The sequence below is a fragment of the Arthrobacter sp. 05T47 genome (assembly GCF_056395825.1).
Window position 1 is genome coordinate 22855 of sequence record NZ_JBFTKG010000012.1, and the last position, 26031, is coordinate 48885.

General features: G+C 66.9%; 17 protein-coding genes and 1 tRNA gene. 8 read left to right on the forward strand and 10 right to left on the reverse strand.

Annotation, left to right across the window (positions count from 1 at the left end):
- Positions 1 to 83: 83 nt before the first annotated feature.
- The gene (locus tag AC1DEY_RS10720; RefSeq protein WP_476867923.1) at positions 84 to 2711 is read left to right on the forward strand and encodes a trehalase-like domain-containing protein; all 2628 of its coding nucleotides are present in this window, start codon (positions 84 to 86) and stop codon (positions 2709 to 2711) included.
- 49 nt (positions 2712 to 2760) lie between these two features.
- Here the strand turns inward: AC1DEY_RS10720 and AC1DEY_RS10725 are convergent, their stop codons facing one another.
- The 5 genes from AC1DEY_RS10725 to AC1DEY_RS10745 all read right to left on the reverse strand — a co-directional run bounded on the left by AC1DEY_RS10725 (position 2761) and on the right by AC1DEY_RS10745 (position 7731).
- Positions 2761 to 3801, reverse strand: a complete 1041-nt coding sequence (locus AC1DEY_RS10725) for a GmrSD restriction endonuclease domain-containing protein (RefSeq protein WP_476867924.1) — start codon at positions 3799 to 3801, stop codon at positions 2761 to 2763.
- A gap of 201 nt (positions 3802 to 4002) precedes the next feature.
- Positions 4003 to 5133, reverse strand: a complete 1131-nt coding sequence (locus AC1DEY_RS10730; protein WP_476867925.1) for an FAD-dependent oxidoreductase — start codon at positions 5131 to 5133, stop codon at positions 4003 to 4005.
- A 55-nt stretch (positions 5134 to 5188) separates the two neighbouring features.
- Positions 5189 to 6115 (reverse strand): AEC family transporter, encoded by a 927-nt coding sequence (locus AC1DEY_RS10735; protein WP_476867926.1) that lies wholly within the window; start codon positions 6113 to 6115, stop codon positions 5189 to 5191.
- A 117-nt stretch (positions 6116 to 6232) separates the two neighbouring features.
- Positions 6233 to 6661 carry an aspartate 1-decarboxylase gene (panD, locus tag AC1DEY_RS10740; RefSeq protein WP_476867927.1) on the reverse strand — a complete coding sequence of 143 codons (429 nt, stop codon included), beginning with the start codon at positions 6659 to 6661 and terminating at the stop codon, positions 6233 to 6235.
- A 119-nt stretch (positions 6662 to 6780) separates the two neighbouring features.
- A complete protein-coding gene (locus AC1DEY_RS10745; protein ID WP_476867928.1) occupies positions 6781 to 7731 on the reverse strand; it encodes a LysR family transcriptional regulator in 951 nt (316 codons plus the stop codon).
- A gap of 142 nt (positions 7732 to 7873) precedes the next feature.
- Here AC1DEY_RS10745 and AC1DEY_RS10750 point away from each other — a divergent pair, with 142 nt between their 5' ends.
- Both AC1DEY_RS10750 and AC1DEY_RS10755 read left to right on the forward strand, forming a co-directional pair.
- Positions 7874 to 9337: an amino acid permease gene (locus AC1DEY_RS10750; protein WP_476867929.1), complete on the forward strand. Its 1464-nt coding sequence runs from the start codon at positions 7874 to 7876 to the stop codon at positions 9335 to 9337.
- 286 nt (positions 9338 to 9623) lie between these two features.
- A complete protein-coding gene (locus AC1DEY_RS10755; protein WP_476867930.1) occupies positions 9624 to 13190 on the forward strand; it encodes a bifunctional proline dehydrogenase/L-glutamate gamma-semialdehyde dehydrogenase in 3567 nt (1188 codons plus the stop codon).
- Positions 13191 to 13357: 167 nt separating this feature from the next.
- On the opposite strand, the gene AC1DEY_RS10760 is transcribed toward AC1DEY_RS10755, so the two are convergent.
- Positions 13358 to 13633 carry a hypothetical protein gene (locus tag AC1DEY_RS10760; RefSeq protein WP_441411218.1) on the reverse strand — a complete coding sequence of 92 codons (276 nt, stop codon included), beginning with the start codon at positions 13631 to 13633 and terminating at the stop codon, positions 13358 to 13360.
- 431 nt (positions 13634 to 14064) lie between these two features.
- Complete coding sequence (locus tag AC1DEY_RS10765) at positions 14065 to 14919, reverse strand: LysR substrate-binding domain-containing protein (protein ID WP_441411219.1); 855 nt, start codon at positions 14917 to 14919, stop codon at positions 14065 to 14067.
- A 141-nt stretch (positions 14920 to 15060) separates the two neighbouring features.
- Between AC1DEY_RS10765 and AC1DEY_RS10770 the strand changes: the two genes are divergently transcribed.
- Entirely contained in the window at positions 15061 to 16434 is a 1374-nt protein-coding gene (locus AC1DEY_RS10770; protein WP_476867931.1) for an MFS transporter, read from the forward strand.
- Positions 16435 to 16507: 73 nt separating this feature from the next.
- On the opposite strand, the gene AC1DEY_RS10775 is transcribed toward AC1DEY_RS10770, so the two are convergent.
- The 3 genes from AC1DEY_RS10775 to AC1DEY_RS10785 form a co-directional block, all read right to left on the reverse strand.
- Positions 16508 to 17668, reverse strand: a complete 1161-nt coding sequence (locus AC1DEY_RS10775; protein WP_476867932.1) for a N(5)-(carboxyethyl)ornithine synthase — start codon at positions 17666 to 17668, stop codon at positions 16508 to 16510.
- Positions 17665 to 17814, reverse strand: coding sequence for a hypothetical protein (locus AC1DEY_RS10780; protein WP_441411222.1), 150 nt, complete (start codon positions 17812 to 17814; stop codon positions 17665 to 17667). The genes AC1DEY_RS10775 and AC1DEY_RS10780 overlap by 4 nt, the downstream gene beginning before the upstream one ends.
- A 112-nt stretch (positions 17815 to 17926) precedes the next feature.
- Positions 17927 to 18000: transfer RNA gene (locus AC1DEY_RS10785), tRNA-Gly, on the reverse strand.
- Positions 18001 to 18714: 714 nt separating this feature from the next.
- Here AC1DEY_RS10785 and AC1DEY_RS10790 point away from each other — a divergent pair.
- The 4 genes from AC1DEY_RS10790 to dcd all read left to right on the forward strand — a co-directional run bounded on the left by AC1DEY_RS10790 (position 18715) and on the right by dcd (position 25996).
- Positions 18715 to 19392 (forward strand): hypothetical protein, encoded by a 678-nt coding sequence (locus tag AC1DEY_RS10790; protein ID WP_476867933.1) that lies wholly within the window; start codon positions 18715 to 18717, stop codon positions 19390 to 19392.
- On the forward strand, positions 19389 to 24701 hold the full coding sequence (locus AC1DEY_RS10795) for a PKD domain-containing protein (RefSeq protein WP_476867934.1): 5313 nt from the start codon (positions 19389 to 19391) through the stop codon (positions 24699 to 24701). Before AC1DEY_RS10790 ends, AC1DEY_RS10795 begins: the two co-directional genes overlap by 4 nt.
- A 157-nt stretch (positions 24702 to 24858) precedes the next feature.
- Positions 24859 to 25305 carry an SRPBCC family protein gene (locus AC1DEY_RS10800; protein ID WP_476867935.1) on the forward strand — a complete coding sequence of 149 codons (447 nt, stop codon included), beginning with the start codon at positions 24859 to 24861 and terminating at the stop codon, positions 25303 to 25305.
- A gap of 115 nt (positions 25306 to 25420) precedes the next feature.
- Positions 25421 to 25996, forward strand: coding sequence for a dCTP deaminase (dcd, locus tag AC1DEY_RS10805; RefSeq protein WP_441409510.1), 576 nt, complete (start codon positions 25421 to 25423; stop codon positions 25994 to 25996).
- Positions 25997 to 26031 lie beyond the last annotated feature (35 nt).

A 26031-nucleotide genomic window follows, 5' to 3' on the forward strand; every position in this document is an offset into this window, starting at 1 on the left:
TCGGTGGCGGAGGATACTGGAACTACGCCCTCCCGGGGACGATTCTCATGCTGGCATTGGGGACTACTTGAAGGACTCCGCGCATGCCCACTCCGCTCAACCAGTCCTTGGCTGCCTCTGCCCTTTTGACCAAATCCCTGCCGCTTGGCCTGCTCCGGGCCTTTGTGCAGACTGACGCCGCTGATGACGGGCTGACGCCGCAGCTGCTGGCTGACCTCAAGATCCTGGCCCGCACCCCCGGGCTGCTGGTGGCGTGCAACTATGGGGGAACCCTGTGCACGGCGGAAGGCATCTCGACCGAGACCCTGCCGCTGGCCAGTGCGGCGATCGCTCTCCGCGCGCTCGCGGCGCTGCCCAATACGCACGCCGCCATCATCTCCGGCCGGTCCCTGCGCGACCTCGCGGCCGTCTCACGCCTGCCCGCCGAAGTGCATCTGGTGGGCTCACACGGCACCGAGTTCGACATGGGCTATGCCCACAGCCTCTCGCTGGCCACCGAGTCCGTGCTCCAGCAGACGCATCAGGCGCTTGCCGAAACGATCGGGGCCTACCGGGGCATCAGCATCGAACGCAAGCCCGTCGCGGTTTCCGTCCACACGCGCTCCGCGGCGCCGGACACGGTTGAGCTGGCGGCCCGCAAGGCGGCACGGATTGCCCAGGACAACGGGCTGAACTTCATCGTGGACGGTTCGGTGCTGGACCTTTCGGTCGTCGAGCCGTCCAAGGCCTCGGCCATGGAGCACCTGCGCTCCATGCTGGGCGTCAGTGCGGCCCTCTACGCCGGCGACGCGTCCAGCGACGAGCTGGCCATGGCGACACTGCGCGGGCCGGACATGGCGCTGCGGGTGGGGGAGGGTCCCACCGTGGCGAACCACAGGCTCCGGGACCCGGAGTCGTTCGCCCGCGTCCTGGCGATCCTGTTCGAACTGCGGCGGGCGTGGCTTTTCGGTGAGGACGCCGTCGGGCTGGAACGGCATTCCATGATCGGCAACGGCTCGTCCACCGCCCTGATCACCCCGGACGCGAAGATCTGCTGGATGAGTCACCCGCTGCCGGACTCGGGGTCGCTGTTCGCCCATCTCCTCGGCGGCGATGCGGCCGGCCACTTCTCCGTGGAGCCGGTGAAGTCCTCACAGGTCCTGGGCCAGCGCTACGTGGACAGCACCATGATCGTGGAAACCCGCTGGGCCGACGTCACCGTGACCGACTACCTGGAGCCGGCCCCGGATGGCATCACCAGCCTGGTCCGGGTGCTCTCCGGCACCGGCGTGGCAAGGGTCGTCTTCGCGCCGCGGCCGGACTACGCGAATGCCCCGTTCAGCATGGAAGCGCGCGGCACGGAACTGCACGTCGTGGGCACCGCGGACCCGATCATTCTCCGGGCGCCCGGGGTGGAGTTCACCATCACCTCGGACGGCCGGCACGCCACCGCCACGGGCGAGGTCGACCTGCGGGACGGGCCCGTGGTCCTCAACCTGCGCTGCGGCGACACGGAACCGCAGCCCGCGGTGCCCGACGACGAGACGGGGCGCCGCGCCGCCGTCGCGCATCATTCCCGCCGCTGGGTCCATGAGCTGCAGATGCCCGGCGTCAAACCGTCGCTGGTGCGCCGGTCCGCGCTGGTGCTGCGGGCCCTGGTCCACGAACCCACCGGCGCCGTGCTGGCCGCCCCCACCACCTCGCTGCCGGAGGGAATCGGCGGAACCCGGAACTGGGACTACCGTTACTGCTGGCTGCGGGACGGGTCCATGACCGTCAACGCCCTGGTGGACCTTGGCTCCACCGTCGAGGCCGAGGGCTTCCTGGCCTGGCTGGGCCGGATCCTGGCCCACGCCCCGGGCCCGGAATGGCTGCATCCGCTGTACTCGGTGACCGGGGCGCCGCTGTCCACCGAAGCGATCATCGAGAGCCTGCCCGGCTACGCGGGATCGCGCCCGGTCCGGATCGGCAATGCCGCCGACCACCAGGTGCAGCTGGACGTGTTTGGCCCGATCGCCGAGCTGATCGACGCCCTCAGCGCCCGCCAGGGCGTGCTCTCCGATGCCCACTGGGAACTGATGGTCCAGGTGGCGGCGGCCGTGCTGGCCCGCTGGCATGAGGCGGACCACGGCATCTGGGAGGCCCGGCGGGCGCCGCGGCACCATATCTACACCAAGGTGATGTGTTGGGTGGCGCTGGACCGGGCGCTGCGCACGGCCGCCCGGCATGGCCGGGAACCAGTGCCGGCCTGGGAGCCCACTGCGGCAAGGATCCGGGAGGAAGTCCTGCACGAAGGTTGGGACGAGACGGCGTACTCCTACACCGTGGCGTACGACAGCCCGGACCTGGACGCAGCCGTGCTGCACGTCGGACTCTCCGGCCTGCTGGACGTCAACGACCCCCGCTTCTTGGCCACCGTCACGGCGGTGGAGCGGGAACTGCGGGTGGGGCCCACCGTTTTCCGCTACCGGTACGACGACGGTCTGCCGGGGCTGGAGGGCGGCTTCCACATCTGCACCACGTGGCTGATCGAGGCCTACATCGCCGTGGGCCGGATCGAGGAGGCCTGGGACCTCTTCGACCAGCTGGTCAACCTGTTCGGCCCCACGGGGTTGCTGCCGGAGGAGTACGATCCCGGTACGGAAACGCACTTGGGCAACCATCCCCAGGCGTATTCGCACCTGGGCTTCATCCGCTGCGCCCGGCTCCTGCACGAGCACCAGAGGAACTGAGCGCCGCAGTCAGTGCGTCACGGCAGTCAGTGCTTCACCGCAAGCGGAGCTATTCGCAGCCGACGCCGTCCCCGTCGCGGTCCAGCTTGAGGCTGTAGCCGGGCTGGCCGGCGCGGATGGGGGCCGCGCCGGCGGCACGGACCGCGGCGCAGTTCGCGTAGGACACCGTGGCAGCCGGTGCCTGCGCGGGGGCGGGCGCCGGAGCCATCTGAACCTGCGCAGGGGCTGGCGCCGGTGCTTGCACGGCCGGGGCCGGTGCCGGCGCGGCCTGCGCGGGCGAGGCTGCCGGCTGGTTCGTGGGAGCCACGGCGTTCGGGCAGTCCGACAGGACCCGTGCCATGGCATCGTGCTCGGCCTGGGTCACCCAGAGGCCGTAGCTGGATTTCACCGAAATCTGGCGGGCGACATAGTCGCAGCGGTAGGACTTGTTCGGCGGCAGCCAGGTGGCGGCGTCTCCGTCGCTCTTGCTTTGGTTGGCCGGGCCGTCCACCGCCAGCAGGTTCAGGGGATCGTTGGCGAAGGACAGCCGCTGGGCCGGAGTGAGCTGCTGCGCGCCCTTCTGCCAGGCGTCGCTGAGCGCCACGACGTGGTCGATCTGGACCGCGGTGCTGGTGGCGTTGCCGCGCCGGAAGTTGATGGCGGCGGCGGTGTAGGGGTCGGCCAGGACGCCGGAGAGCACCACGCAGTCCCGCGTTCCGGGCCTGAGGGCGAGGGCCGTGAGGTCGCGGCGGAGCACGTCGTTGCGGGTATCGCAGCCGTTGTGGTCGACGTCGGACCAGGCCGGGCCGAACTGGTCGCGCGAATAGCCGGTCTTCGGYGCGCGGCCCTTGACGGGCAGCGTCGCCAGCACCGCGAGGGCCTTGCTCGCAAAGGCCGGCTGCTGATGCGGGGCGCCGACGCCGGGACCCTCGACACCGGGGGTGGTCTCGGGATCCAGCGGAGCGCTGTCCGGGCCGGCTGACGGGGAGGCGGGGGAGCTCGCGACGGCGGCCGGGGCGGCGGCCGGGGCCGTCCCGGGACTGGCACAGGCCGTGCCGGAAATCAGCAGCAACCCCGCCAGGCCGGCAGCGATCCAGTCGACCGCGCCCATCCTCCGGCCGCGGGCGCCCTTCCCCGGGTTGTCGCCTGAGAGAGTTCCTAGATTGACGCTGCCTGTTTGGGCGCTGGCTGTTTGGGCGCTGCCTGATGTGACCCTGTGCAATTCTTCCCCGCTTCGTGCTGTTGCCCCTGGCATTCGGGGCGGCTTGAGACCGGTCCCAGCCTATCGGCTGTGGATCGGACCGAGAGCGTGTCAGCCGATCCCGGGCCGGGAGGCAGAGAAGATGGCCGGTGCTCCGCCGTCGCCGGTGGCAAGGTCGGCGAGGATCCGGCCCACTGCAGGCGTGAACTTGAATCCGTGGCCGGAGAAGCCGGCGCCGATGACAACCGGGCCGATCCTGTCCAGGACGAAGTTCTCATCCAGGGTGGTGGTGTAGGTGCAGCTGATGTCGGTGAGGGAATCGGCGTCGACCCCGGGCAGCCAGTCCCGGGCGTAGCGCTGCAGGGCCGCCCGCTGCTCCGGCTCCGGGGCGAAGGTCCGCCGGTCCGGGTCCACCACCGGGCCCACCCCGTGCCATCCGGCCTTGATTCCCTCGCCGGGCGTTTGCATGCCGTACACGGGCGACCGCCAGTACGCGTACTCCTCCCCGGGACCGGGCGTGTGGTTGAACCCCGGCCACTGGGCGGCGTCGTCCGTGATCGCGAAGTGCGCTGGCTGCTCCTGGGTGACGGTCAGCCGGGGCACGGGCGCCACACCGGCGAGCAGCTTCGTGGTCCAGCCCCCGGCGGTGACCACGGCCTGCCGCGCGGAGAGCGTCTCGGTCCGGCCGCCGGACTCGAGCGTAAGCCGGACGCCGTCGTCGAGGATCTTCAGCTCGAGGACCTTCACATGATGGCGGATCTCGGCGCCGAGGCCCGCGGCGAGGCGCTGCATCGCCGGCAGCGCGGAGTCCGGGTTCAGCTGGCCGCCGTCGGCCATGTGCAGCACGCGCGACTCGAACCGGATGCCGCGCCAGCGCTCGGAAGCTTCCTCGGGGGAGAGGAACTCCGCCCGGAGTCCCGCGGCAAGCAGGGCGTTCCGGACCTCGGGCAGCCGCGGATCCGCGCCGTGGTTCACGACGCCGGTGCGCGCCAGCAGGCGCTCGCCGCTGTCCGTTTCGAGCTCGTTCCACAGCCTCGCCGCCTCGGCCAGCAGGGCGACGTAGTCCGGATCGGCGTAGCCGGGGTTGAAGTTCCGGGTGGTGCCGTGGGAGGCGCCATTGCGGTGGCCGGGCCCGAACTGCTCCAGCAGGGTCACGTCCGCACCGCGCCGCGCCAGCGCCCACGCGGCGGCGGAGCCCATCGCGCCGCCGCCAATGACCACTGTGTCCAGGGTTGTTTTCAAGGGTCCTCCTCGGGGATGGGTGCCGGCCCGCCCAGCCGGGCAAGACCAGCCGGGGTCAGGCCAGCAGCAGGGCCACGCCAATCATGGCCGGCACTGCTACCACGGTAGTGATCAGCACGGTGTCCTTGGCGACTGTGACGCCGGTGCGGTAACGGCTGGCCGCGACAAACACGTTTTGGGCAGTGGGCAGGGCTGCCGTGACGACGGCAGCGAACAGCGCCTGCTCCTGCATGCCGAGGACAAAGCGGGCAAACAGGTACGCCACCAGCGGGTGGACGATCAGTTTGAAGCCGCTGGCCAGCAGGGTGTCGAGCCGGCGGCCGGTGGAGGCCTGCAACGGCTTGGATCCGTTGAGGCTCATGCCGAAGGCGATCAGCATGGCCGGGATGGCGGCCCCGCCGATCAGGTGGATGGGCTCCATGATCAGCGGCGGTACCTGCCAGCCGGTACCGGCCACCACGAGACCCAGCCCGGTACCGACGATCATCGGGTTCCGCAGGATCATCAGCACGAACCTCAGGGGCGTGGTGCGGTGCGAACTGGTGGTGGCGTCCAGGGCCATGAGGAACATGGGCGTGAAGAAGGCCAGCTGGAAGATCAGCAGGGGCGCCACGTAGCTGGCGTCGCCGAGCACGAAGACGGCGATGGGAATACCGAGGTTGGCCGAGTTGGCCAGGGACGCGCTCATGGAGGAGATGAGGGCCTCGGGTACGGGCCGCTTGAGCGCGAAACGCACGATGCCGAAGAACAGGACCGCCGTCGTCACGGCCCCGACGGCCGTCACGAGCAGCGGCGCGGCAAAGACGTTGTGCAGATTGGCCTTGCTGAGTGTCTCGAACAGCAGGGCCGGGCTGGCGACGAAAAACGTCAGGGCGCTGAGGACGGAGCGGGCGTTCTCGCCCAGTATGTTGCGCCGGCCCACGAACATGCCGACCAAGATGATGGCCCAGACGACGAAGAAGCCTGCCAGGACCCCTAGCATGCGGTTCTCCGCGGCGGGTCGGAAGGGCAGGGGGCAGGGGTCACCGTTCCAGAGTAATCAGCTTTATTCCGCAGGCCGCCCTATTACGCCCGACGGCGTGCTGCCGCGCCGGATGCGCTAGTTGAGCGCGGCGTTGTTCAGGGAGTGCGGCGGGCGCATGAGGCCGGGCGTCATGCCTTCCGCGGGGTCGTTGCCGATCTGGACAATCCTGTTGTCCTGGTCGACGTGGACCACCTTGGGGTTGTACGCCTTCGCCTCGTCCGTGGTCATCTGGGCGTAGGTAATGAGGATGACGATGTCGTTCTCGTGCATCAGGTGCGCGGCGGCACCGTTGATGCCGATCACGCCCGAACCGCGTTCACCGGCGATTGTGTACGTCTCAAGCCGGGCGCCGTTCGTGACGTCGACGATCGCCACGAGCTCCCCGGGAAGGATGTCGGCCGCCTCCAGCAGRTCCAGGTCCACGGTGACSGARCCGACGTAGTGAAGGTCCGCGTGGGTGACCGTGGCGCGGTGGATYTTGGAYTTGAAYATTGTKCGATTCATAACGTCACCAKTCTAGCGCGGGGCCAACCCCGGCGCTGTGGCGTACTGCACACGCCGGGGCCGGTACCCAGCCGGTCCCCCACAGGCGCAGCCAGTCCGGCAGCCAGTCCAGCAGTCCGTCACACGGGCCTGTCCGCGGAAGCCTGACCAAGCGCGCCGGCGGCCGCCGACGGAACGATCGATGCCGCCGTCGCGGCCAGGATTTCGCGGGCCGCCAGCAGGGCGGGCCGCTTGGCACTCGACCGCCGCACCGAGGTGAAGACCGTCCGGTGCGGATCCCCGGGCAGGTCCAGGAGCTGCGCGCTGGTGCCGCGGCCGGTCCACACGAGGTCGGGCATCAGGGCCACCGCATTTCCGGATTCAATCAGCCGGATCTGGGCCTGCAGGTCGGCGGTTTCAAAGCGGACATCGGGCTCAAAGCCGGCGCTCCGGCAGGCCTGCTCGGCCCAGTGCCGGGAGGCGGCCCCGCGGGGTTCCATCACCCAGGCCAGCCCGGCGGTATCCGCCAGCGTCCTGATGTCACCGCGTTCGGGCGACGGCGGCGGCACGGCCAGCCGGATGGCGTCGCGGGTCAGGGCCACACGGTCCAGTTCGGCGTAGTGCGGGGCGGCATGGCCCGGGTATTGCTCGGCGATCACGAGGTCGAAGTCGCGGGCCCACGTTTCGTGAAGGGCGGTTTCCGGCTCCCGCTGGGTCATTTCCACCCGGACTTCCGGGTAGCTGGCGGACATCCTGGTCAGCGTGCCTGGCATGAGTGCCAGGGCTGCGGACTGGAACACCGCAATCCGCACAGTGCCTGTGACCGTGGTCAGCGAGGCCGCGAGGTCCGCTTCCGCCTGCTCCAGGGTCTCAAGGAGCTGGGACGTGTGGGCCACGAGGACTTCGGCCTGGGGGGTCAGCTGCACCCGCCGCCCGGTCTTTCTCAGCAGCTCCACCCCGGCCTCCTTCTCAAGGAGGGCCAGCTGCTGAGAGACTGACGATGGGCTGTACTGGAGCGCTTCGGCTACTTCGGCCAAAGTGCCCCGGATCTTCAGTTCGCGCAGCAGTCGCAAGCGCCGGACGTCCAACATCGCTTTTCCCTTACGAATTCTAATGGTTATTGATTAAGAGAATTCACTTTATCTAATGCAATCGGGCTTGCATACTGTTGCCACTCGGTAACGCCCATCACGGCGTGTATTGGTGGGCATCACACCTAAGCAGGAGGCCCTGATGGCTACACAGGATTCGTCTCAGTCGATCATGCGGCGCAAGCCCATCGACGACATCGAAGAAGAAAACAAGCACAGCGGATTGCACAGGAGCCTGGGGCTCTGGCAGCTGACGGCCATCGGCGTTGGCGGCATTATCGGTGTCGGCATCTTCTCTTTGGCGGGCCTTGTGGCCCACGGCAGCGCGAGCGAGCCTGGCGTCGGCCCGGCTGTGCTCGTCTCGTTCCTGATCGCAGGCCTCGCATCCGCCGCCGCGGCGCTGTCCTATGCCGAGTTCGCCGGCATGATCCCGCGGGCTGGCTCGGCCTACACCTACGGCTACGTTGCGCTCGGCGAGATTATCGGCTGGTTCATCGGTTGGGACCTGTTGCTGGAATACATCGCCATCGTGGCCGTGGTGGCCATCGGCATTTCGGGCTACTTCGACGCAGCCCTTTCCGGCATAGGCATCCACATGCCCGTCTGGATGACGGCGACGCCGGATGAGGGCACCGGCGGCATCATCAACCTTCCCGCGATCCTGGTCTGCCTGCTGGTGACCTGGATCCTCTCCCGCGGCACCAAGACCTTTGGGCGCTTCGAGGTGATTGCCGTCGGCATCAAAGTGTTCCTGATCCTGTTCATCATCGGCCTGGGCATCTTCTACATCAACACCAACAACTACAACCCGTTCTTCCCCAGTGGCTTCGGCCCCGTGGTGGCCGGCTCGGCTACCGTGTTCTTCGCGGTGTTCGGCTACGACGCCATGAGTACCGCTGCGGAGGAAGCGACGGACGGCAAAAAGCACATGCCGAAGGCGATCATCCTCTCGCTGATCATCGCCATGCTGCTCTATGTCGCAGCAACCCTGGTGCTCACCGGCATGCAGAACTTCACGGAGATCGACCCCAAGGCCGGCTTCGCCTCCGCCTTCAACAGCGTCGGGCTGCCGGTGATCGCCACGATCATCTCCGTGTTCGCCGTCCTGTCCATCCTCACCGTGATGCTGACCTTCCTTCTCGGCGTCACCCGCGTCTGGTTCTCGATGAGCCGCGACGGGCTGCTGCCCGGCTGGTTCTCGAAGACGGACCGGAACGGCACACCGCAGCGCGTGACCTGGATTGCCGGCGCCGGGGCCGCAGTGCTGGCCGGCATCCTTCCGATCAAGGCCGTGGCAGACCTGACCAACATCGGCATCCTCGCCGCGTTCGTCGTCGTGTGCGTGTCGGTGATCGTGTTCCGCTACAAGAAGCCCGACGCCCCGCGGACCTTCCGCCTGCCGCTGATGCCGCTGGTTCCGGCGTTCGGTGTGTTTGCCTCGCTGTTCCTGATGTTCCAGCTGCACTGGGAAACCTGGCTGCGGTTCGTCGTCTGGCTTGTGGTCGGCCTGATCATCTACTTCACCTACGGCCGCAAGAACTCGCTGATGAACCCGGACAGCCCGCGGCACGAGGAGATCGTGGAGATGCACCGCCCCCTGACGTAACCCGCCCACCACTGCCCCCGCCCCGCCCCGCCCCGGCGCTTCCGACCCGCCCGTCGTTGCGCTATCACTTATGGCTCCCATCCGCCGGTTTTGGGGACCATAAGTGACAGGGCAACGGGGGTTCTTGGTGCGTTCGGCGCGGTGGTTTCCGAACGTTCGGACAGGATTTCGAAGCTTCGGTATTTCTAACCGGTATTGCTCAGAAAACATCGCTTTATCTTATGAAAATCCGGTCGCATACTGATTCATAAGAGGTCCACATTTTGAGAAAGAACGAGTTCCAGCCATGACCAACATCTCCACGGAGTCCGGCGCAGCCACCGGAAACGCAGCAGCCGGCGCCGCAGGCATCGAAGCCACGCACGCCGCCGTTTCGGAAGGCTCGACGGTCCTTGAGGCCGCAGCCCTGGCCGAGGACACCATTGCGCTGGTGCGCCACTGGCTCACCGAAGCCGCCAAGGTGCCCGTCGACGCCTCGGCCGAGCAGCTCGCCGGTGTGCTGAAGGACCCCAACGGCCTGGACTTCACGGTCGGGTTCGTCGATGGCGTCGTCCGTCCCGAAGACCTGCAGGTCGCCGCACGCAACCTCGCCGCCCTGGCCCCCAAGGTCCCCGCGTTCCTGCCCTGGTACATGCGCCGTGCGGTCCAGCTCGGCGGCACCATGGCCCCGGTCCTGCCGCAGGTGGTCATCCCGGTTGCCCGCCGCGTGCTCCGCGAGATGGTCGGCCACCTCATTGTCGACGCCACCGACGCCAAGCTGGGCCCGGCCATCGCCAAGATCCGCAAGGACGGCATCAAGCTCAACGTCAACCTCCTCGGCGAGGCCGTACTCGGCGAGCACGAGGCCTCCCGCCGGCTCGAAGGCACCCACACCCTGCTGTCCCGGCCCGACGTCGACTACGTCTCGATCAAGGTCTCCTCCACCGTGGCCCCGCACTCCGCCTGGGCCTTCGATGAAGCTGTGGAGCACGTCGTGGAGAAGCTCACTCCGCTCTTCACCCGCGCCGCCTCCTTCGCCACCGGCGGGCAGAAGGCCAAGTTCATCAACCTGGACATGGAGGAATACAAGGACCTGGACATGACCATCGCGGTCTTCACCCGGATCCTGGACAAGCCCGAGTTCAAGAACCTCGAGGCCGGCATCGTGCTCCAGGCCTACCTCCCGGATGCGCTCTCCGCCATGATCCGCCTGCAGGACTGGGCCGCCGCCCGCCGCGCCGAGGGCGGCGCCGCCATCAAGGTCCGCGTCGTCAAGGGCGCCAACCTGCCCATGGAACAGGTCGAAGCCTCCCTGCACGACTGGCCGCTGGCCACCTGGAACACCAAGCAGGACTCGGACACCAACTACAAGCGCGTCATCAACTACTCGCTGCACCCGGACCGGATTGGCAACATCCGGATCGGCGTCGCCGGGCACAACCTCTTCGATATCGCCTTCGCCTGGCTCCTGGCCAAGCAGCGCGGCATCGCGGATACCGCAGAGCAGAACATCGAATTCGAGATGCTGCTCGGCATGGCCCAGGGCCAGGCYGARGCCGTCAAGAAGGACGTCGGCTCGCTCCTGCTCTACACGCCCGTGGTCCACCCGGCCGAGTTCGATGTCGCGATCGCCTACCTGATCCGCCGCCTCGAAGAGGGCGCCAGCCAGGACAACTTCATGTCCGCCGTCTTCGAACTCAGCGAGAACGAAGCCCTCTTCGAGCGTGAGAAGCAGCGCTTCCTCTCCTCCCTTGCCAAGCTCGACGACGAGGTCCCGGGCCCGAACCGCCTGCAGAACCGCGCCCTCCCGGCCGCGCCGCTGCCGCGCGACTCCTTCGAGAACACCCCGGACACCGATCCGTCGCTGCCCGCGAACCGCGCCTGGGGCCGCGCCATCCTGGGCCGCGTCMCGACCTCAACCCTGGGCAATGCCGCCGTCGAAGCCGCCACCATCAACGATGCCGCGACCCTGAACACGGTCATCGAGACCGCCGTCGAGAAGGGCAAGGCCTGGGGCGCACTCTCCGGCGCCGAGCGCGCCGAGATCCTGCACCGCGCCGGCGACGTCCTCGAGGCCCGCCGCGCGGACCTCCTTGAGGTCATGGCCAGCGAGACCGGCAAGACGATCGACCAGGGCGATCCCGAGATCAGCGAGGCTGTCGACTTCGCGCACTACTACGCCGAGTCTGCCCGCAAGCTCGACGACGTCGACGGGGCCACGTTCGTCCCGGCCAAGCTCACCGTCGTGACCCCGCCGTGGAACTTCCCGGTCGCCATCCCGGCCGGCTCCACCCTCGCGGCCCTCGCCGCCGGGTCCGCCGTCGTGATCAAGCCCGCCAAGCAGGCCCGCCGCAGCGGTGCCGTGATGATCGAGGCCCTCTGGGAGGCCGGCGTTCCCCGCGACGTCCTCACCATGGTCCAGCTGGGCGAGCGCGAACTGGGCCAGCAGCTGATCTCCCACCCGGCCGTGGACCGGATCATCCTGACCGGCGGCTACGAGACCGCCGAGCTGTTCCGCTCCTTCCGCAAGGACCTGCCCCTGCTGGCCGAAACCAGCGGCAAGAACGCCATCATCGTCACCCCGAGCGCGGACCTGGACCTCGCGGCCAAGGACGTCGCGTACTCCGCCTTCGGCCATGCCGGCCAGAAGTGCTCCGCCGCGTCGCTGGTGATCCTCGTGGGCTCCGTGGCCAAGTCCAAGCGTTTCCACAACCAGCTGGTCGACGCCGTCACCTCCTTGAAGGTCGGCTACCCGGAGGACCCGGCAAGCCAGATGGGCCCGATCATCGAGCCCGCCAACGGCAAGCTCCTCAACGCCCTCACCACGCTCGGCGAGGGCGAGACCTGGGCCGTCGAGCCGCGGAAGCTCGATGAAACCGGCAAGCTCTGGAGCCCCGGCGTCCGCTCGGGCGTCCGCCGAGGATCCTACTTCCACCTCACCGAGTTCTTCGGCCCGGTCCTCGGCGTCATGACCGCGGAGACCCTCGAGGAGGCCATCGCGATCCAGAACCAGATCGACTATGGCCTCACCGCGGGCCTGCACTCGCTGAACACCGAAGAGCTGGGGATCTGGCTGGACACCATCCAGGCCGGCAACCTCTACGTCAACCGCGGCATCACCGGTGCGATCGTCCAGCGCCAGCCCTTCGGCGGCTGGAAGAAATCCGCCGTCGGCGCCGGCACCAAAGCCGGCGGGCCGAACTACCTCGTCGGCCTCGGCGAATGGACGTCCAAGCCCAGCACCGCCGCCGGCACCCCGGGCGCCGCTCCCCTCCACGCCGGAGTCCGCCGGATCGAGGACGCCGCCAAGGGCTTCCTGACCGCGGATGAACTCGCGCCGCTGCAGCGCGCCCTGGCCTCCGACGCCCGCGCCTGGGCCGAGGAGTTCGGCACCGCGAAGGACGTCTCCGGCCTGAGCGCCGAGCGCAACGTCTTCCGCTACCGTGCACTGCCCGTCACGGTACGCCTCTCCGAAGGCGAGCCGCTCGCCGCGCTCGTGCGGACCCTCGCCGCCGGCGTCCTGGCCGGGTCCGTCCTGACGGTTTCCACCGCCGTCGAACTGCCCGCCCAGCTGAGCGCCATCCTGTCCGGCCTGGGCATCGCGGCCACCGTGGAGAACGACGCCGACTGGCTGGCGTCCGCCGGCACGCTCGCCGCGGCCGGCAAGCTCTCCGGCGCCCGGATCCGGCTGATCGGCGGGGACGCCAAGGCCCTGGCCGAGGCCACGGGCGGCCGCCCGGACCTGGCGGTGTACGTCCACCCCGTCACCGAATCCGGACGGGTGGAACTGCTGCCGTTCCTGCACGAGCAGGCCATCAGCATCACCGCGCACCGCTTCGGCACGCCCAACCACATCTCGGATGCGCTGATCTAGGGAGCTGTTGCCCTAGCCCGGGCGTGCTAAAACGCCATCGCCGCCGTGCAGGCACTGTAAGGTGCGGCACGGCGGCGACGTCGTTAAGCGGCGAAGGCGTATAGGCGGCAGGCGTTGGCGGCGGCGTTAGGGGCAGGCTTGAAGCGCCGGGTGGCCTCGCTGAAGTATTAGCCGAAGTACCAGCCCGGCGGAACCCACGAGGCCGGGACCGCGTGGGCGGAGAAGTCATCGCAGCCCGAGCAGAAGTACGTGACTTCGCCGAGCTTGCTGACGGAGCCGTCCCTGCGGTGCGTGGCCGGGACGAAGGTCTCCAGGTAAATGAACTCGTCCGTGCCGCAGCGTTCGCAGTACGGGCTGGCCACATATTCGGATTCCGCCAGGGTGGCCGGGCGAATTCCCCGGTGGCCCGCGGCCGTGTGCTGGGCGGTGCTGGAATGCTGCACCGGGGTGCCCGGGTGGTGAACTGGCGCCGCCGGATGCGCCGGCACAGTTACCGGGTGGCCGGTCCGTGTCGGGCGGGCGGCAACTGGTGCGGCGGGGCGTGAGCGGTTTATGGCTGGCATCATTGTCGGCCTATCCCGAACGCCGCGGCGCCAGCCATGCGGCAGCGACGGACAGCGTTCGTTAATCGAAATCGTTGTCGTGGGCCTCTGCTTGACCTCGAACGGTTGATCTTGAGTAATGTCAGGATAGATGAAGTACCTGTACCGTTCAATGGTCAAGTAAGTACAGCCGCCGCCCGGGTAGCCCCCCGCGTAGGTACCGTGGACGGATTCGCGCCCCGCCCCCACGGCCGCCCAGCGGCAAATCCGCTCGGCAAACCCCACTCCAGGCTGGCGTCAGGCACGGCGTCAGGCCGGGATCAGGCATGGCGTCAGGCCGGGCGTTTCAGGGTCCGGCCCACGATCGCCTGGGTGAGGGCATCGATCACCTCGGTATTGGCCAGCGGGTTGCGGATGAGAGTGAAGTCCACGTCACCCACCGGCGGCAGGTCGAAGCGGCGGGTGATGATTTTCAGGTCTTCCGGCACCAGGGAGGAGGGCATGACGGCCACCCCAATCCCGGCCCGGACAGCGGCCAGGACGCCGCTGATCTGCCGCGTGGTGCAGGTGATCCGCCACGTGCGGCCGGTGGCCTCGAGGGCATCGATGGCCAGTTTCCGGCTCAGGCTGGGGGAGGGATAGGCGATCAGCGGGACATGATCGCCCGGATCCAGTACGGTCTGCTCCAGGCCGACCCAGGCGAAGGCGTCCTGCTGGACCACGGTCCCGTCCTTGGCCCCCGCCACCCATTTCACAAATACGAGGTCCAGTTGCCCCGCGTTGAGGCGCTTGTAGAGCTGATCGCTCTGGCCCACCGTCAGCTCGAGGTTGATCTGCGGATAAATCTGCCGGAACTCCCGGAGAATGCGGGGCAGCCCGGTGATGGCGAGGTCGTCGGCCGTGCCGAAGCGCAGGCGGCCGCGCATGGCGGATCCGGAGAAGTAGCGGCTGGCGGCATCGTGCGCGGCGAGGATGCTGCGGGCAAATCCGGCCATCGCGTCGCCGTTGTCCGTCAGCCGCACATCCCGGGTATCCCGGGCGATCAGCACCCGCTTGGCGGCGGACTCGAGTTTGCGGACATGCTGGCTGACAGTGGGCTGGGCCAGGCCGAGGCGTTCGGCGGCCTTGGTGAAACTCAGGGTTTCGGCCACGGCCAGGAAGGAGCGCAGCTGGGCGGGTTCGAACATGGGGTCTCCCGGATCGGGTGCCGCCAACGCGGCATTGCGTTTCGTAATGCTAGTTATGCGGGGAATACGCTTCCATAATCTCCTGGGGCCAGCCTAGCGTTAAGTCCATCCCACTCACCCGCTCTTTTAGAGGACTTTTCCGTGGCACCCCCTCCGCCGCTAGAGGCAAACGCAGCTTCCCTGCCGGACACCATCACCCAACCCATCGCCGTCGTCAACGAGCGCCTTCCGTGGCGCCACACCTTTATTTCGCTGAAGGTCCGCAACTTCCGGATTTTCGCGATCGGACACTTCATCGCCGTGATCGCGCTCTGGATGCAGCGGATCGCCCAGGACTGGCTGGTGCTCCAGCTCTCCGGTTCCGTCACCGCCGTCGGCATCACCGTGGCCCTGCAGTTCCTGCCGTCCCTGTTCCTGGGCCCGTGGGCCGGCATGATGGCGGACCGGTTCGCGAAGCGGAAAATCCTCATGCTGTGCCAGTCGGTGGCCGCCGCCCTGGCCGCGGCCCTCGCCGTCCTGGCGCTTAGCCAGCGGATCGAGGTGGGGCACGTCTACGCGATCGCCCTGCTGCTGGGCCTGGTCACCGTGCTGGACCAGCCCGCCCGCCAGGTGTTCGTCAACGAACTCGTGGGCCCCCGCTACCTGCGGAACGCGATCAGCGTGAACTCCACGATCTTCCAGCTCGGCGGGCTGATCGGTCCCGCGATCGCCGGTATCCTGCTGACCGCCGTGGGTGCCGGCTGGGCCTTTGCCGCCAACGCCGTGGCCTGCTGCTTCACGGTGGCCATGCTCCTGAGCCTGCGCAAGGACCAGCTGCATGTCAGCGTCCCGGCCCCCAAGCGCCGGGGCATGCTGAAGGAAGGGCTGGATTACGCGCTCAGCAAGCCGACCATTTACTGGCCGTGGCTGATGGCCGGTTTCATTGCCGTGTTCGCGATGAGCCTGCCGGTGCTGTTGGCGGCGTTCGCCGACCACGTGTACGACGCCGGTGCCGGCGGCTACGGCCTGCTCAACACCCTCGTGGCCCTGGGGGCGCTGGCCGGCGCCGTCACCTCGGCCCGGCGGCGTGCCCTGCGGCTGCGCTCGGTGGTGCTGGGTGCGGGGATGTACGGGCTCATGCTGTGCCTGGCATCCGCGGCGCCGTCGATGCCCTGGTTCGGCGTTGTCATGGTGCTCGCCGGTTTCTGGTGCCTTATGTTCCTGACCGCCGCGAATCAGCTGGTCCAGGTCAGCGCCAACCTGGCCATCCGCGGGCGCGTCATGAGCCTGTACATCATGGTGCTGATCGGCGGGCAGGCTATCGGCGGCCCGATGATCGGCTGGCTCGCCGAGCACACGAACCCGCACACCGCCGTCCTGATCTCCGGGGGCGTGCCGTTGCTGGCCGCCGCGACCATCGCCGTCGTCCTCGCGCGGCGCGGGCAGCTCATGCTCAAGGTGGATTTGAAGGACCGGCGCCGGTTGCTGCGGATCGTCCGGACTTCGGACGGACGGCAGGCAACCGCAGCACCGTAGCCTTTTCGCGCCGGAATAGGACAGCCGCCGCGTGGATCCACGCAGCGGCTGTCCTATTCCAGCGCAGAAACCCCTAGACCGCCAGGGGGAGGTGCGGGAACTCCGGGCCTCGCTGCTGGAACTGCAGCACATCCGGGTTCAGGACCACGCCGTCGCGGATTTCGATGGCGCGGCGGATGGTCTCGTTTGCGTCCCACGCTTCAGGGCCCGAGACCACGGTCTCGAGGAACGGCAGCAACGCTTCGCTGATTTCCCAGCTGGCGGAATTCCAGAGGTAGGACGGGCTGTGGTCCACGGCGTAGTAGTCGATATGGTGACCCACCTGGAACATCGGCTCGGCGAACGTGGTGGTTTTCGCCCAGCTGAAGCCCATGCCCTCGTCGCAGGATACGTCCACGATCAGGCTGCCCGGCCGGAAGGCGGCCAGGTCCTCGGTGCGCAGATACGTCAGCGGTGCGTTGGGGTCCTGCAGCGTGCAGTTGACCACGATGTCGCTCGCGGCGAGGAACGGTGCCAGCGGCACTCGACCGCGCTCCGTGATGACCTCGCTCAGGAACGGCGCCTCGCTGTCGTGGTCGAACTGCGCGATCCGGACCGAATGGATCGGTGAGCCAACCGCGGCAACGCCACGGTTGGTGAGCACCTGCACGTCGTGGACGCCGTGGGCATTCAGCGCCGTGACAGCGCCGCGGGCGGTGGCCCCGAAGCCGATCACGACGGCGCTCAACCGGCGGCCGTAGTCTCCGGTGGAACCGGTCAGCGCCAGGGCATGCAGCACGGAGCAGTAGCCGGCGAGCTCGTTGTTCTTGTGGAAAACATGCAGGCCGAAACCGCCGTCGCTGGCCCAGTGGTTCATGGCCTCGAAGGCGATGAGCGTGAGCTTCTTGTCGATCGCCAGCTGGGTGATGGCCCGGTCCTGGACGCAGTGCGGCCAGCCCCAGAGGACCTGCCCGTCCCGGAGTTCGGCCAGATCCTCGGGCTGCGGTTTGGGCAGGAGGACGACATCGGCCGCCGCCAGCAGCTGCTTTCGCGGTGCGATGCGCCCCACGAGCGGCGCAAGCTCGGCATCGGAAAGGCCGAAGCGTTCGCCGTAGCCTTCCTCGAGGATCAGCTGTTCCCGGATTTCCGGCGCGATGCGGTCCAGGTGCAGGGGATGGATGGGGAGGCGTCGCTCGTCCGGTTTGCGTGTGCTGGCGAGGATGCCGAGGGTGAGGTGGTTCGAGGAACCGGTCACTTCTTTTTGGGGCTCGCCGTCTTCGCCGCGGTCACCTTGTCCAGGGAGCTGGCCGGCGCAGCAGCGGCCCTCTTGTCAGCGCGCTTTTCCTTAATGGATTTGCCGGCTTTTTTGGATGCTGCTTGACGGGGGGACTTGTCAGCCATGTTTGCTCCTGTAGCGGAACCGAAGAGGTTCCTGACTTCTGACCATACAGGTAGCAACCTAATGGGAGCCCGGGGAGCGGTGCAGGGGCCGAGGGGATCGCGGAAGATGATGTGGAGCGGCTGACGGGAATCGAACCCGCGTATCAAGCTTGGGAAGCTAGCGCTCTACCATTGAGCTACAGCCGCAGTGGGGACAGTCAAAATGCCGGACTCTGCCCCGGTGAAACAACCCGGTGAAACAACCCGGTGAAACAACCCGGTGAAACAACCCGCTGAAACAACCCGGTGAAACAACCCGGTGAAACAACCCGGTGAAACAACCCGGTGAAACAACCCGGTGAAACAACCCGGTGAAACAACGAGATTTACATTACCCCAGTCTGGCGCGCTCGTTAAACACCGGGCCGCGGGCGCTGTGTGCCGTGTCCGCCTCCGGCCGCGCGGACTTTTGCCGATAGACGGTTCCGCGACCAAATCCGCGGTCCAACAGGTAGTCACGTCTCAGATCCGCGTACTTCGTGCCGCCGGTGATAGTGGTCAGGAAATCAAGGAGGGGTAGCGCACACTCGTGTGCGGCCTGCAGTCATCGATTTTACTTGGGAGATCACAGCCGGCTCAGCCGGTGGAAGGTCTCAGCAAGGTCTCCGCACGGTCTCGCGGTCTCGGTCTCAGCGTGGTCTCGCGGTCTCGATCAACAGCATGGTCTCAGCACGGTCTCGATCATCGAAGCAGGTAGCTCGTGGGGGTAAAAGTGAAGAAGGCAGCTCCTGGGTGTGCAGCGGTGCGCATTGCCTTGGCGGGCGCACGCGGCCAGATCCCGGACGAAAGTCGATCAACCTCGTGAGCGGCGGGGGCGGGCAGCAAACACGGAAGAAGCTGTTTGCCATCGGACTTGTCCTGGTGGCGATTCTGATCGGCGGAGGTGTCTGGGGGTCCGGCCTGGCCGTCTCCGGAGCTCCAGCAAGCGTGGTGGACACGACGCGCGGCGGCGTCCCGGCGCCCCCGCCGTCGACTGCGCGTCCGCCGGCGGATGCGACACCCCCGGCCACAGACCCGGCGCCAGCCATTGCAGGGCCGGCACCCGGAGAACCTGCGGCTCCCGGGCCGGCCACATCAGCCCTGGCGGGCAGGTCCGAGGCAGAGCTTGCCGCCAGCCCGCAGCTCGTTTCCGCACCCGTTGCCCTTGGCGGCGCAGCAGCACTGCAGCCGGGCGTGACCGCCACAGTCGCCGGCATTGAAGCGGTGACCGGGGAGGCCACAGGACCCGGCGAGATTGCCGGCCCCGCAATTCGCTTTACAGTTTCAGTCCGCAACCAGTCCGGCCAGACCGTGTCGCTCGCGGACGCATTTGTCAACGTCGAGGCCGGAGCGGACAAACTCCCGGCCCTTCAACTGAGCGGACCTGGCGCAACAAAGTTTCCCGCGTCCGCAGCGGCCGGGGCCACCGTCTCGGCCGTTTACGTCTTCCTGGTGCCGCCGGATCAGCGCGACCAGGTTCACATCTATCTGAACTACCAGGCGACGTCACCCATCTTGGCCTTCGTCGGTGCCGCCACAACGTCGGAGGGGAAGTCATGAGCATCGAGCAGAGGTCCCACAGTTTTCCCGAGCAGCCGCGGCAGGAAGGAAACTGGCAACCCACCAAGCGGGCACAGGCTCGGCCAAGGCCGTCCTTGCTGCGGGCCGCCAAGGGATTGTTTGTGATGATCGTGTCGTCCGCAATGATGGTGGCGATCGCAATACTGCCAGTTCCCGCGGCCACCGCGGATACGGCTCCCGTGGATCCCGCCAGCCCGGCAACCCCGGTGACCGTGTCAGCTGATGCGCTGCCCACCGCCCAGATTGATGGCGTGGCGTGGCAGCAGCTCGTGGTGGGCAACACGGTCTATGTGGTCGGAAAGTTCAGCACCGCGCGACCCGCCGGTTCCGCCCCAGGCACCAACACCGTGCCACGAAACAACATTCTTGCCTACGACATCCGCACCGGCGCACTGATCACTTCCTTCGCTCCCAGCCTGAATGCCCAGGCCCTGTCCGTCGCTGCGTCCCCAGATGGGTCCCGCATCTATGTGGGCGGGGACTTCACCGCGGTCAACGGCACCACCGTGTGGCGTGTGGCCGCCCTCAATGCGGTCACTGGCCAGCTCATTACCAGCTTCCTGCCGAAGGTTGCTTCCTCTGTTCGAGCCATCGTCGCCACCTCAAGTGCGGTGTACATGGGCGGGTTGTTCGGGGCGGTGGGGCAGGCGTCGCGGCAGAACCTGGCGGCGGCCAGCCCCACTGACGGCGCGCTGCTCCCGTGGCATCCGGTCGCCGGCGGAAAAGTCAACGCCCTGGTCCTGTCTCCGGACAAGACGCAGGTGGTCATCGGGGGCGCGTTCACAACCCTGAACGGATCATCCAATCCTGGGTACGGGCTCGGATCGGTTGATTCAACAATCGGCGCACTGCTCCCGTTTGGAGCGAACAACCTCATCCGCGACGGAGGCYCGCAGGCGGCAATCCTTAGCCTTTCCTCGGACAGCACCAACGTCTACGGCTCCGGCTATGTCTTCGGCACCGGAGGAAACCTGGAAGGCGTGTTTTCCGCGAACTGGAGCGACGGCGCCATCAAATGGGTGGATGACTGCCAYGGGGACACTTATGGGGTCTACGCGGCCGCCTCGGCRGTYTAYGCCGTCGGCCACTCGCACTACTGCGGCAACATCGGCGGCTTCCCCCAGACAACCCCCTGGGGGTTCCATCGCGGACTGGCATTTGGCAAGGACGCGACAGGGACCATCACGGATGATCCCTATGGGTACTACAACTTCGCCGGGAACCCGTCGCCGTCGCTCCTCAATTGGTTTCCCGACCTCGACACGGGAACGGTAACGGGCCAGAACCAGGGTCCSTGGGCCGTGACCGGAAACTCCCAGTACGTGGTGATGGGAGGCGAGTTCAAGAACGTCAACAGTTCGGCGCARCAGGGGCTGGTGCGGTTCGCCGTGAAGGAAATAGCCCCGAACAAGGAGGGGCCKCGGGTCACGGGRGCCAAGCTCAACCCTTCGGTGATCTCGACAGCAKCWGGGACCGCCCGGCTCTCCTGGCAGGCCGACTGGGACCGGGACAATGAGCACCTGACCTATCAGGTGATCCGCGACAACAAGACCGCGGCCCCGATCTATACGACAACGCAGGAGTCAACCTTCTGGAGCCGTCCAGGCATGGGATACATAGACTCCGGACTGGTGCCCGGATCCACCCACACGTACCGCGTATTCGCCRGCGACCCGTTCGGAAACATCGCCAAGTCCGACAGCGTGAGCATCACGGTGGCCGCATCGGGTGCCGTCAGCAACTACGCCACCAAGGTTCTCAACGACGGCKCRCTGGACTTTTGGCGGCTGGACCAGGCCAGCGGCAGCRGCGTGGTCGACTGGGCAGGCTGGAACGACCTCGCCCCGGGAACCGGCATCAGCGGCGGGGCCGGCGGGGCAATCCTTGGTGATTCGGACAAGGCCTCCACCTTCGATGGAACCAGCGCCGGCTTCGCCTCRACSCAGACTCCTGTCCCCGGGCCGGACACCTTCACGGTCGAGTCGTGGATCAATACAACTTCCACCAGCGGCGGCAAGATCGTTGGGTTCGGGGCAAGCGCCACGGGGGATTCGGGCAGCTATGACCGCCACATCTACATGGACAATTCAGGGCATATCTGGTTTGGCGTCTACCCCGGAGGCGTGCAGACGCTCAACAGCAGCGGCACCTACAACGACGGCCAGTGGCACCAAATCGTGGCAAGCCTCGGAACGACGGGTATGGCTCTCTACGTAGACGGGAAGCGGGTCGGCCACCGGTCCGATGTCACATCGGGACAGGCCTACTCGGGGTACTGGCGTGTTGGAGGGGACAACCTGGGCGGTTGGCCCAATGGGCCGGCCAGCAATTACTTCCAGGGAAGCATCGACGATGTGTCGCTTTACCCCTCGGTCCTCACCCTTCAGCAAGTCCAGGGCCACTTCACGGCCTCGGGACGGACTCTGGACATCCCGGTGGCACCCGCGGACGCCTACGGCAAAGCGGTCTTCGACGCAGGTCCCGATCTCTACTGGAGGCTCGGGGAAACCAGCGGCTCAATCGCGGCCGACAGCGGCGTCAACGGAAACTCGGGAACCTACGTCAGCGGAGTAATGCTCGGCGCCCCCGGGGCTGTAGCAGGAACCGCCAATACCGCGGCCAGCTTCGACGGGAACTCCGGCCTTCTCTCCAGCAATGCGCAGTTCAGCAATCCCACAACATATTCGGAGGAGCTCTGGTTCAACACCACGACGACCAAYGGCGGCAAGCTGATCGGATTCGGGAACGCGGCGACSGGCCTGTCCAGCGGCTACGACCGGCACGTCTACATGGAGAACGACGGCCGGCTCACTTTCGGAGTCTGGACCGGAAACCCAAACACGGTCACTTCGCCGAMCGGCTACAACGATGGCCGGTGGCACCACTTGGTGGCGACACARGCCACGGACGGCATGAAGCTGTACGTTGATGGTGCCCTCGTCGGCACCAACCCCCAGACCCAGGCGCAGGCCTATGACGGCTACTGGAGGGTCGGAAGCGACAATACGTGGGGTCCCCAGCCGTACTTCTCCGGCCTGATCGACGAAGTCGCCATTTACCCGACTGAATTGTCCGCAGACGTTGTGGCAAACCACCACGCGATCGGCGGCGGCGGGATTGCTCCCAACCAGCCGCCGGCGGCTGCGTTCACGACGGCGTCCGCTGACCTGGTGGCGTCGTTCGACGGCTCGGGGTCCTCGGATCCGGACGGCACGGTTGCTTCGTACAGTTGGGACTTCGGCGACGGGTCAGCGGCGGGTGCCGGGACGAAACCGGCCCAYAACTACGCGGCGGCCGGGACCTACCAGGTGAARCTGACGGTSACGGACGACAAGGGCGCCACGGCYTCGGTGACGAATCCGGTAATCGTCGTACAAAATCAGCCGCCGGCAGCGGCGTTCATGACGTCGTCTGCCGATCTGGTGGCGTCGTTCGACGGCTCGGGTGCGTCGGATCCGGATGGCACGGTTGCTTCGTACAGCTGGGACTTCGGCGACGGGTCAGCGGCGGGTGCCGGGGGGAAGCCGTCCCATACCTATGCCGCGGCCGGGACCTACCAGGTGAAACTGACGGTCACGGATAACAAAGGCGCCACGGCCTCGGTGACGAACCCCGCGGCGATAGCGGCGGCGGGAACTGTTCCCCGCCCCGACCATGTGGTGGTTGTGGTCATGGAGAATGAGTCCGCGGCGGCAATAATCGGAAACCCCGACGCCCCGTACATCAATTCGCTGGCTTCGAACGGAGCCTTGATGACACAGTCGTTCGGCGTGACGCATCCGAGTGAGCCGAACTATCTCGCGCTTTTCTCGGGTGCCACTCAAGGTCTGACCGACGACAGTTGCCCTAATACATATTCGGCGACCAACCTGGCCGGCCAGCTAAGTGCCAAGCAGCTGAGCTTTGTCGGGTATTCCGAGTCCCTGCCGAGCGTCGGTTTCATGGGTTGTACCAGCGGTGCGTATGCCCGCAAGCACAGCCCTTGGACGAACTTCCCGTCGCTGCCAGCGGCWGTCAATCAGCCRCTGACGGCCATCCCGACCGACTACACAACTCTGCCCACCGTGTCGTTTGTCATTCCCAACCTGCAGAACGATATGCATGACGGAACSATCGCCCAGGCGGACACCTGGCTGCAGGGCAATTTGGGTGCCTACGCAACGTGGGCTGGGCAGCACAAYAGYCTGTTGATCCTGACGTGGGAYGAGGGCGATGCCACGAAYCAAATYGCGACSATCTTTAGCGGACAGCGCGTCCGGCAGGGACAGTATCCGGACCGGACCGACCACTACAACGTCTTGCGTACCCTGCAGGAAGCKTACGGGCTGGGGTCGAACGGAAACACTGTGTCTGCCACTCCCATAACCAGCATCTGGGCATCCTTGAATCAGCCGCCCGCACCGGCTTTTACCTCCTCGGCGGTGAACCTGGCGGCGWCCTTCGACGGCTCKGGGTCCTCGGATCCGGATGGCACGGTCGCTTCGTACGGCTGGGATTTCGGTGACGGGTCGACGGCGGGCACCGGCGTTAAGCCGGCGCACAACTACGCGGCGGCCGGGACCTAYCAGGTGAAACTGACCGTCACGGACAACAGAGGCGCAAGTGCCTCGGCAACCCATCCCGTCACAGTCACCGCTGCCGGAAACCAAATTCTGGCCCAGGATGGTTTTGGGCGGTCCGTTGCCGCAGGTTGGGGCAGCGCCGATCGGGGCGGCCTATGGACCTTGAACGGTTCGGCCTCCTACTTCTCGGTGGGCAATGGGCTCGGCAGCGTGACGCTGACAAAGCCAGCCGCTGGTCCGGCTGCCTACCTGAATGGTGTGTCGTCAAGCTCCGCCGAGACTTCCGTCAAGCTATCCCTCACTAAGGTGGCGAATGGCGGAGGAACGTCAATCAGCGTCGTCGGGCGGCACGTAGGAACTGTTGGTGAATATGCCGCCAAGGTCAAGGTCTCGGCAACCGGTGGTGTGACCCTCGAGGCCACCAAACTGATCAACGGGGCCACCTCGTCACTGGTATCGAAGGCAATAGCGGGCCTTACCTATACGGTGGCCGATCAGTTGCAGGTGAGAGTGCAGGTCACGGGAACCACTCCGACGCAGATCAGGGCCAAAGTCTGGAAAGTGGGCGCAACCGAGCCAGCCGCATGGCAGATTTCGACCACCGATGCGGAACTGGCGCTGCAGGCAGCTGGCACCACGGGCCTCGTCACGTACGTTTCGAGCACAGCCTTGAACACWCCCGTCATCGTGCGMTTTGACGAGTACGCCGTCACYAAACTCGGTTAGCCGGCATCTGAGGGGGATTCTTCGGCCCCGTAACTCTTCGGTAAAGGCCCTGGGTCGCTGCGGAACTGGCCGGCCGTGCTGTCTATCCTGAAATGGTTAGCCGCAGTTCGGGGAAGCGGGCTACGCCCATTTTGCCCTCCGCCGAGCAAGGATTTTCGTGGCATTCGCAGAGTACGACGTCATCATCCACCGTGACGCCCTGAGTGTGTACAACTTCCTCCTGGACCCGGGCCATCTGCCCCTGTGGCGCGAAGGCGTGCGGAGCGTGCAGCTGATGTCCGGCGCCGCCGGTGCYAAAGGTGCCGTGTACCGGCAGACGATTGCCGGGCCCGGCGGGCGCCCCGTGGCGGCGGACTTCGAAATCATCGAGGCCCGGAYGGGGGCCGAGATCCAGTACCAGGTCATCGTCGGGCCGGCCCGGCCGCACGGCGGCTACTACCTGAGCACCGAGGGTCCCAACACCCGGGTCCGGTTCGCCCTGAACTACGARCCCAAGGGATTYATGGTCCGGGTGACCAACCCGTTCCGCCGGCGGATGAAGGCCGAGGTGGGCCAGCTCGAGCGGCTCAAAACCGTCCTCGAAGATATGCCCGTTGCGGAATAAAAGKGCCGGCGCCGGGTGGCAGGCGCYGGCGCCGGGAAAGTAACACTGGGCGGCCGCGCGCGTCCGTGCAGCGTCCGTGAAGCTCTGCCGGGCGCCGTGCGGTATTTTTGAACTTGTGCTGATCTCCGACCGCGACATTCGAACCGAAATTGACTCCCAGCGGATTGTCCTCGAACCGTTCGAGCCCGCCATGGTCCAGCCGTCCTCGGTGGACGTCAGGATCGACAAATTCTTCCGGCTGTTCGACAACCACAAATACGCCCACATYGACCCCGCCGAGGAGCAGCCCGAGCTGACCCGCCTGGTGGAAGTGGAGTCCGGCGAGCCGTTCATCCTGCACCCGGGGGAGTTCGTTCTTGGCTCCACATACGAGACCGTGACGCTKCCGGACGACATTGCGGCCCGCCTCGAGGGCAAGTCCTCGCTCGGCCGGCTCGGCCTCCTGACCCACTCCACGGCGGGCTTCATCGACCCCGGATTTTCCGGCCAYGTGACGCTGGARCTGTCCAACATGGCSACSCTGCCCATCAAGCTGTGGCCSGGCATGAARATCGGSCAGCTGTGCTTCTTCCGGCTTTCCTCTGCGGCGGAGTTCCCCTACGGTTCGGGKGAGTACGGCAACCGCTACCAGGGCCAGCGCGGCCCCACTGCGAGCCGCAGCCACCAGAATTTCCACCTCACGAAAATCTAGGGCGCGGGGCCGCTGATYCGGCGGGCTCGGRCCCT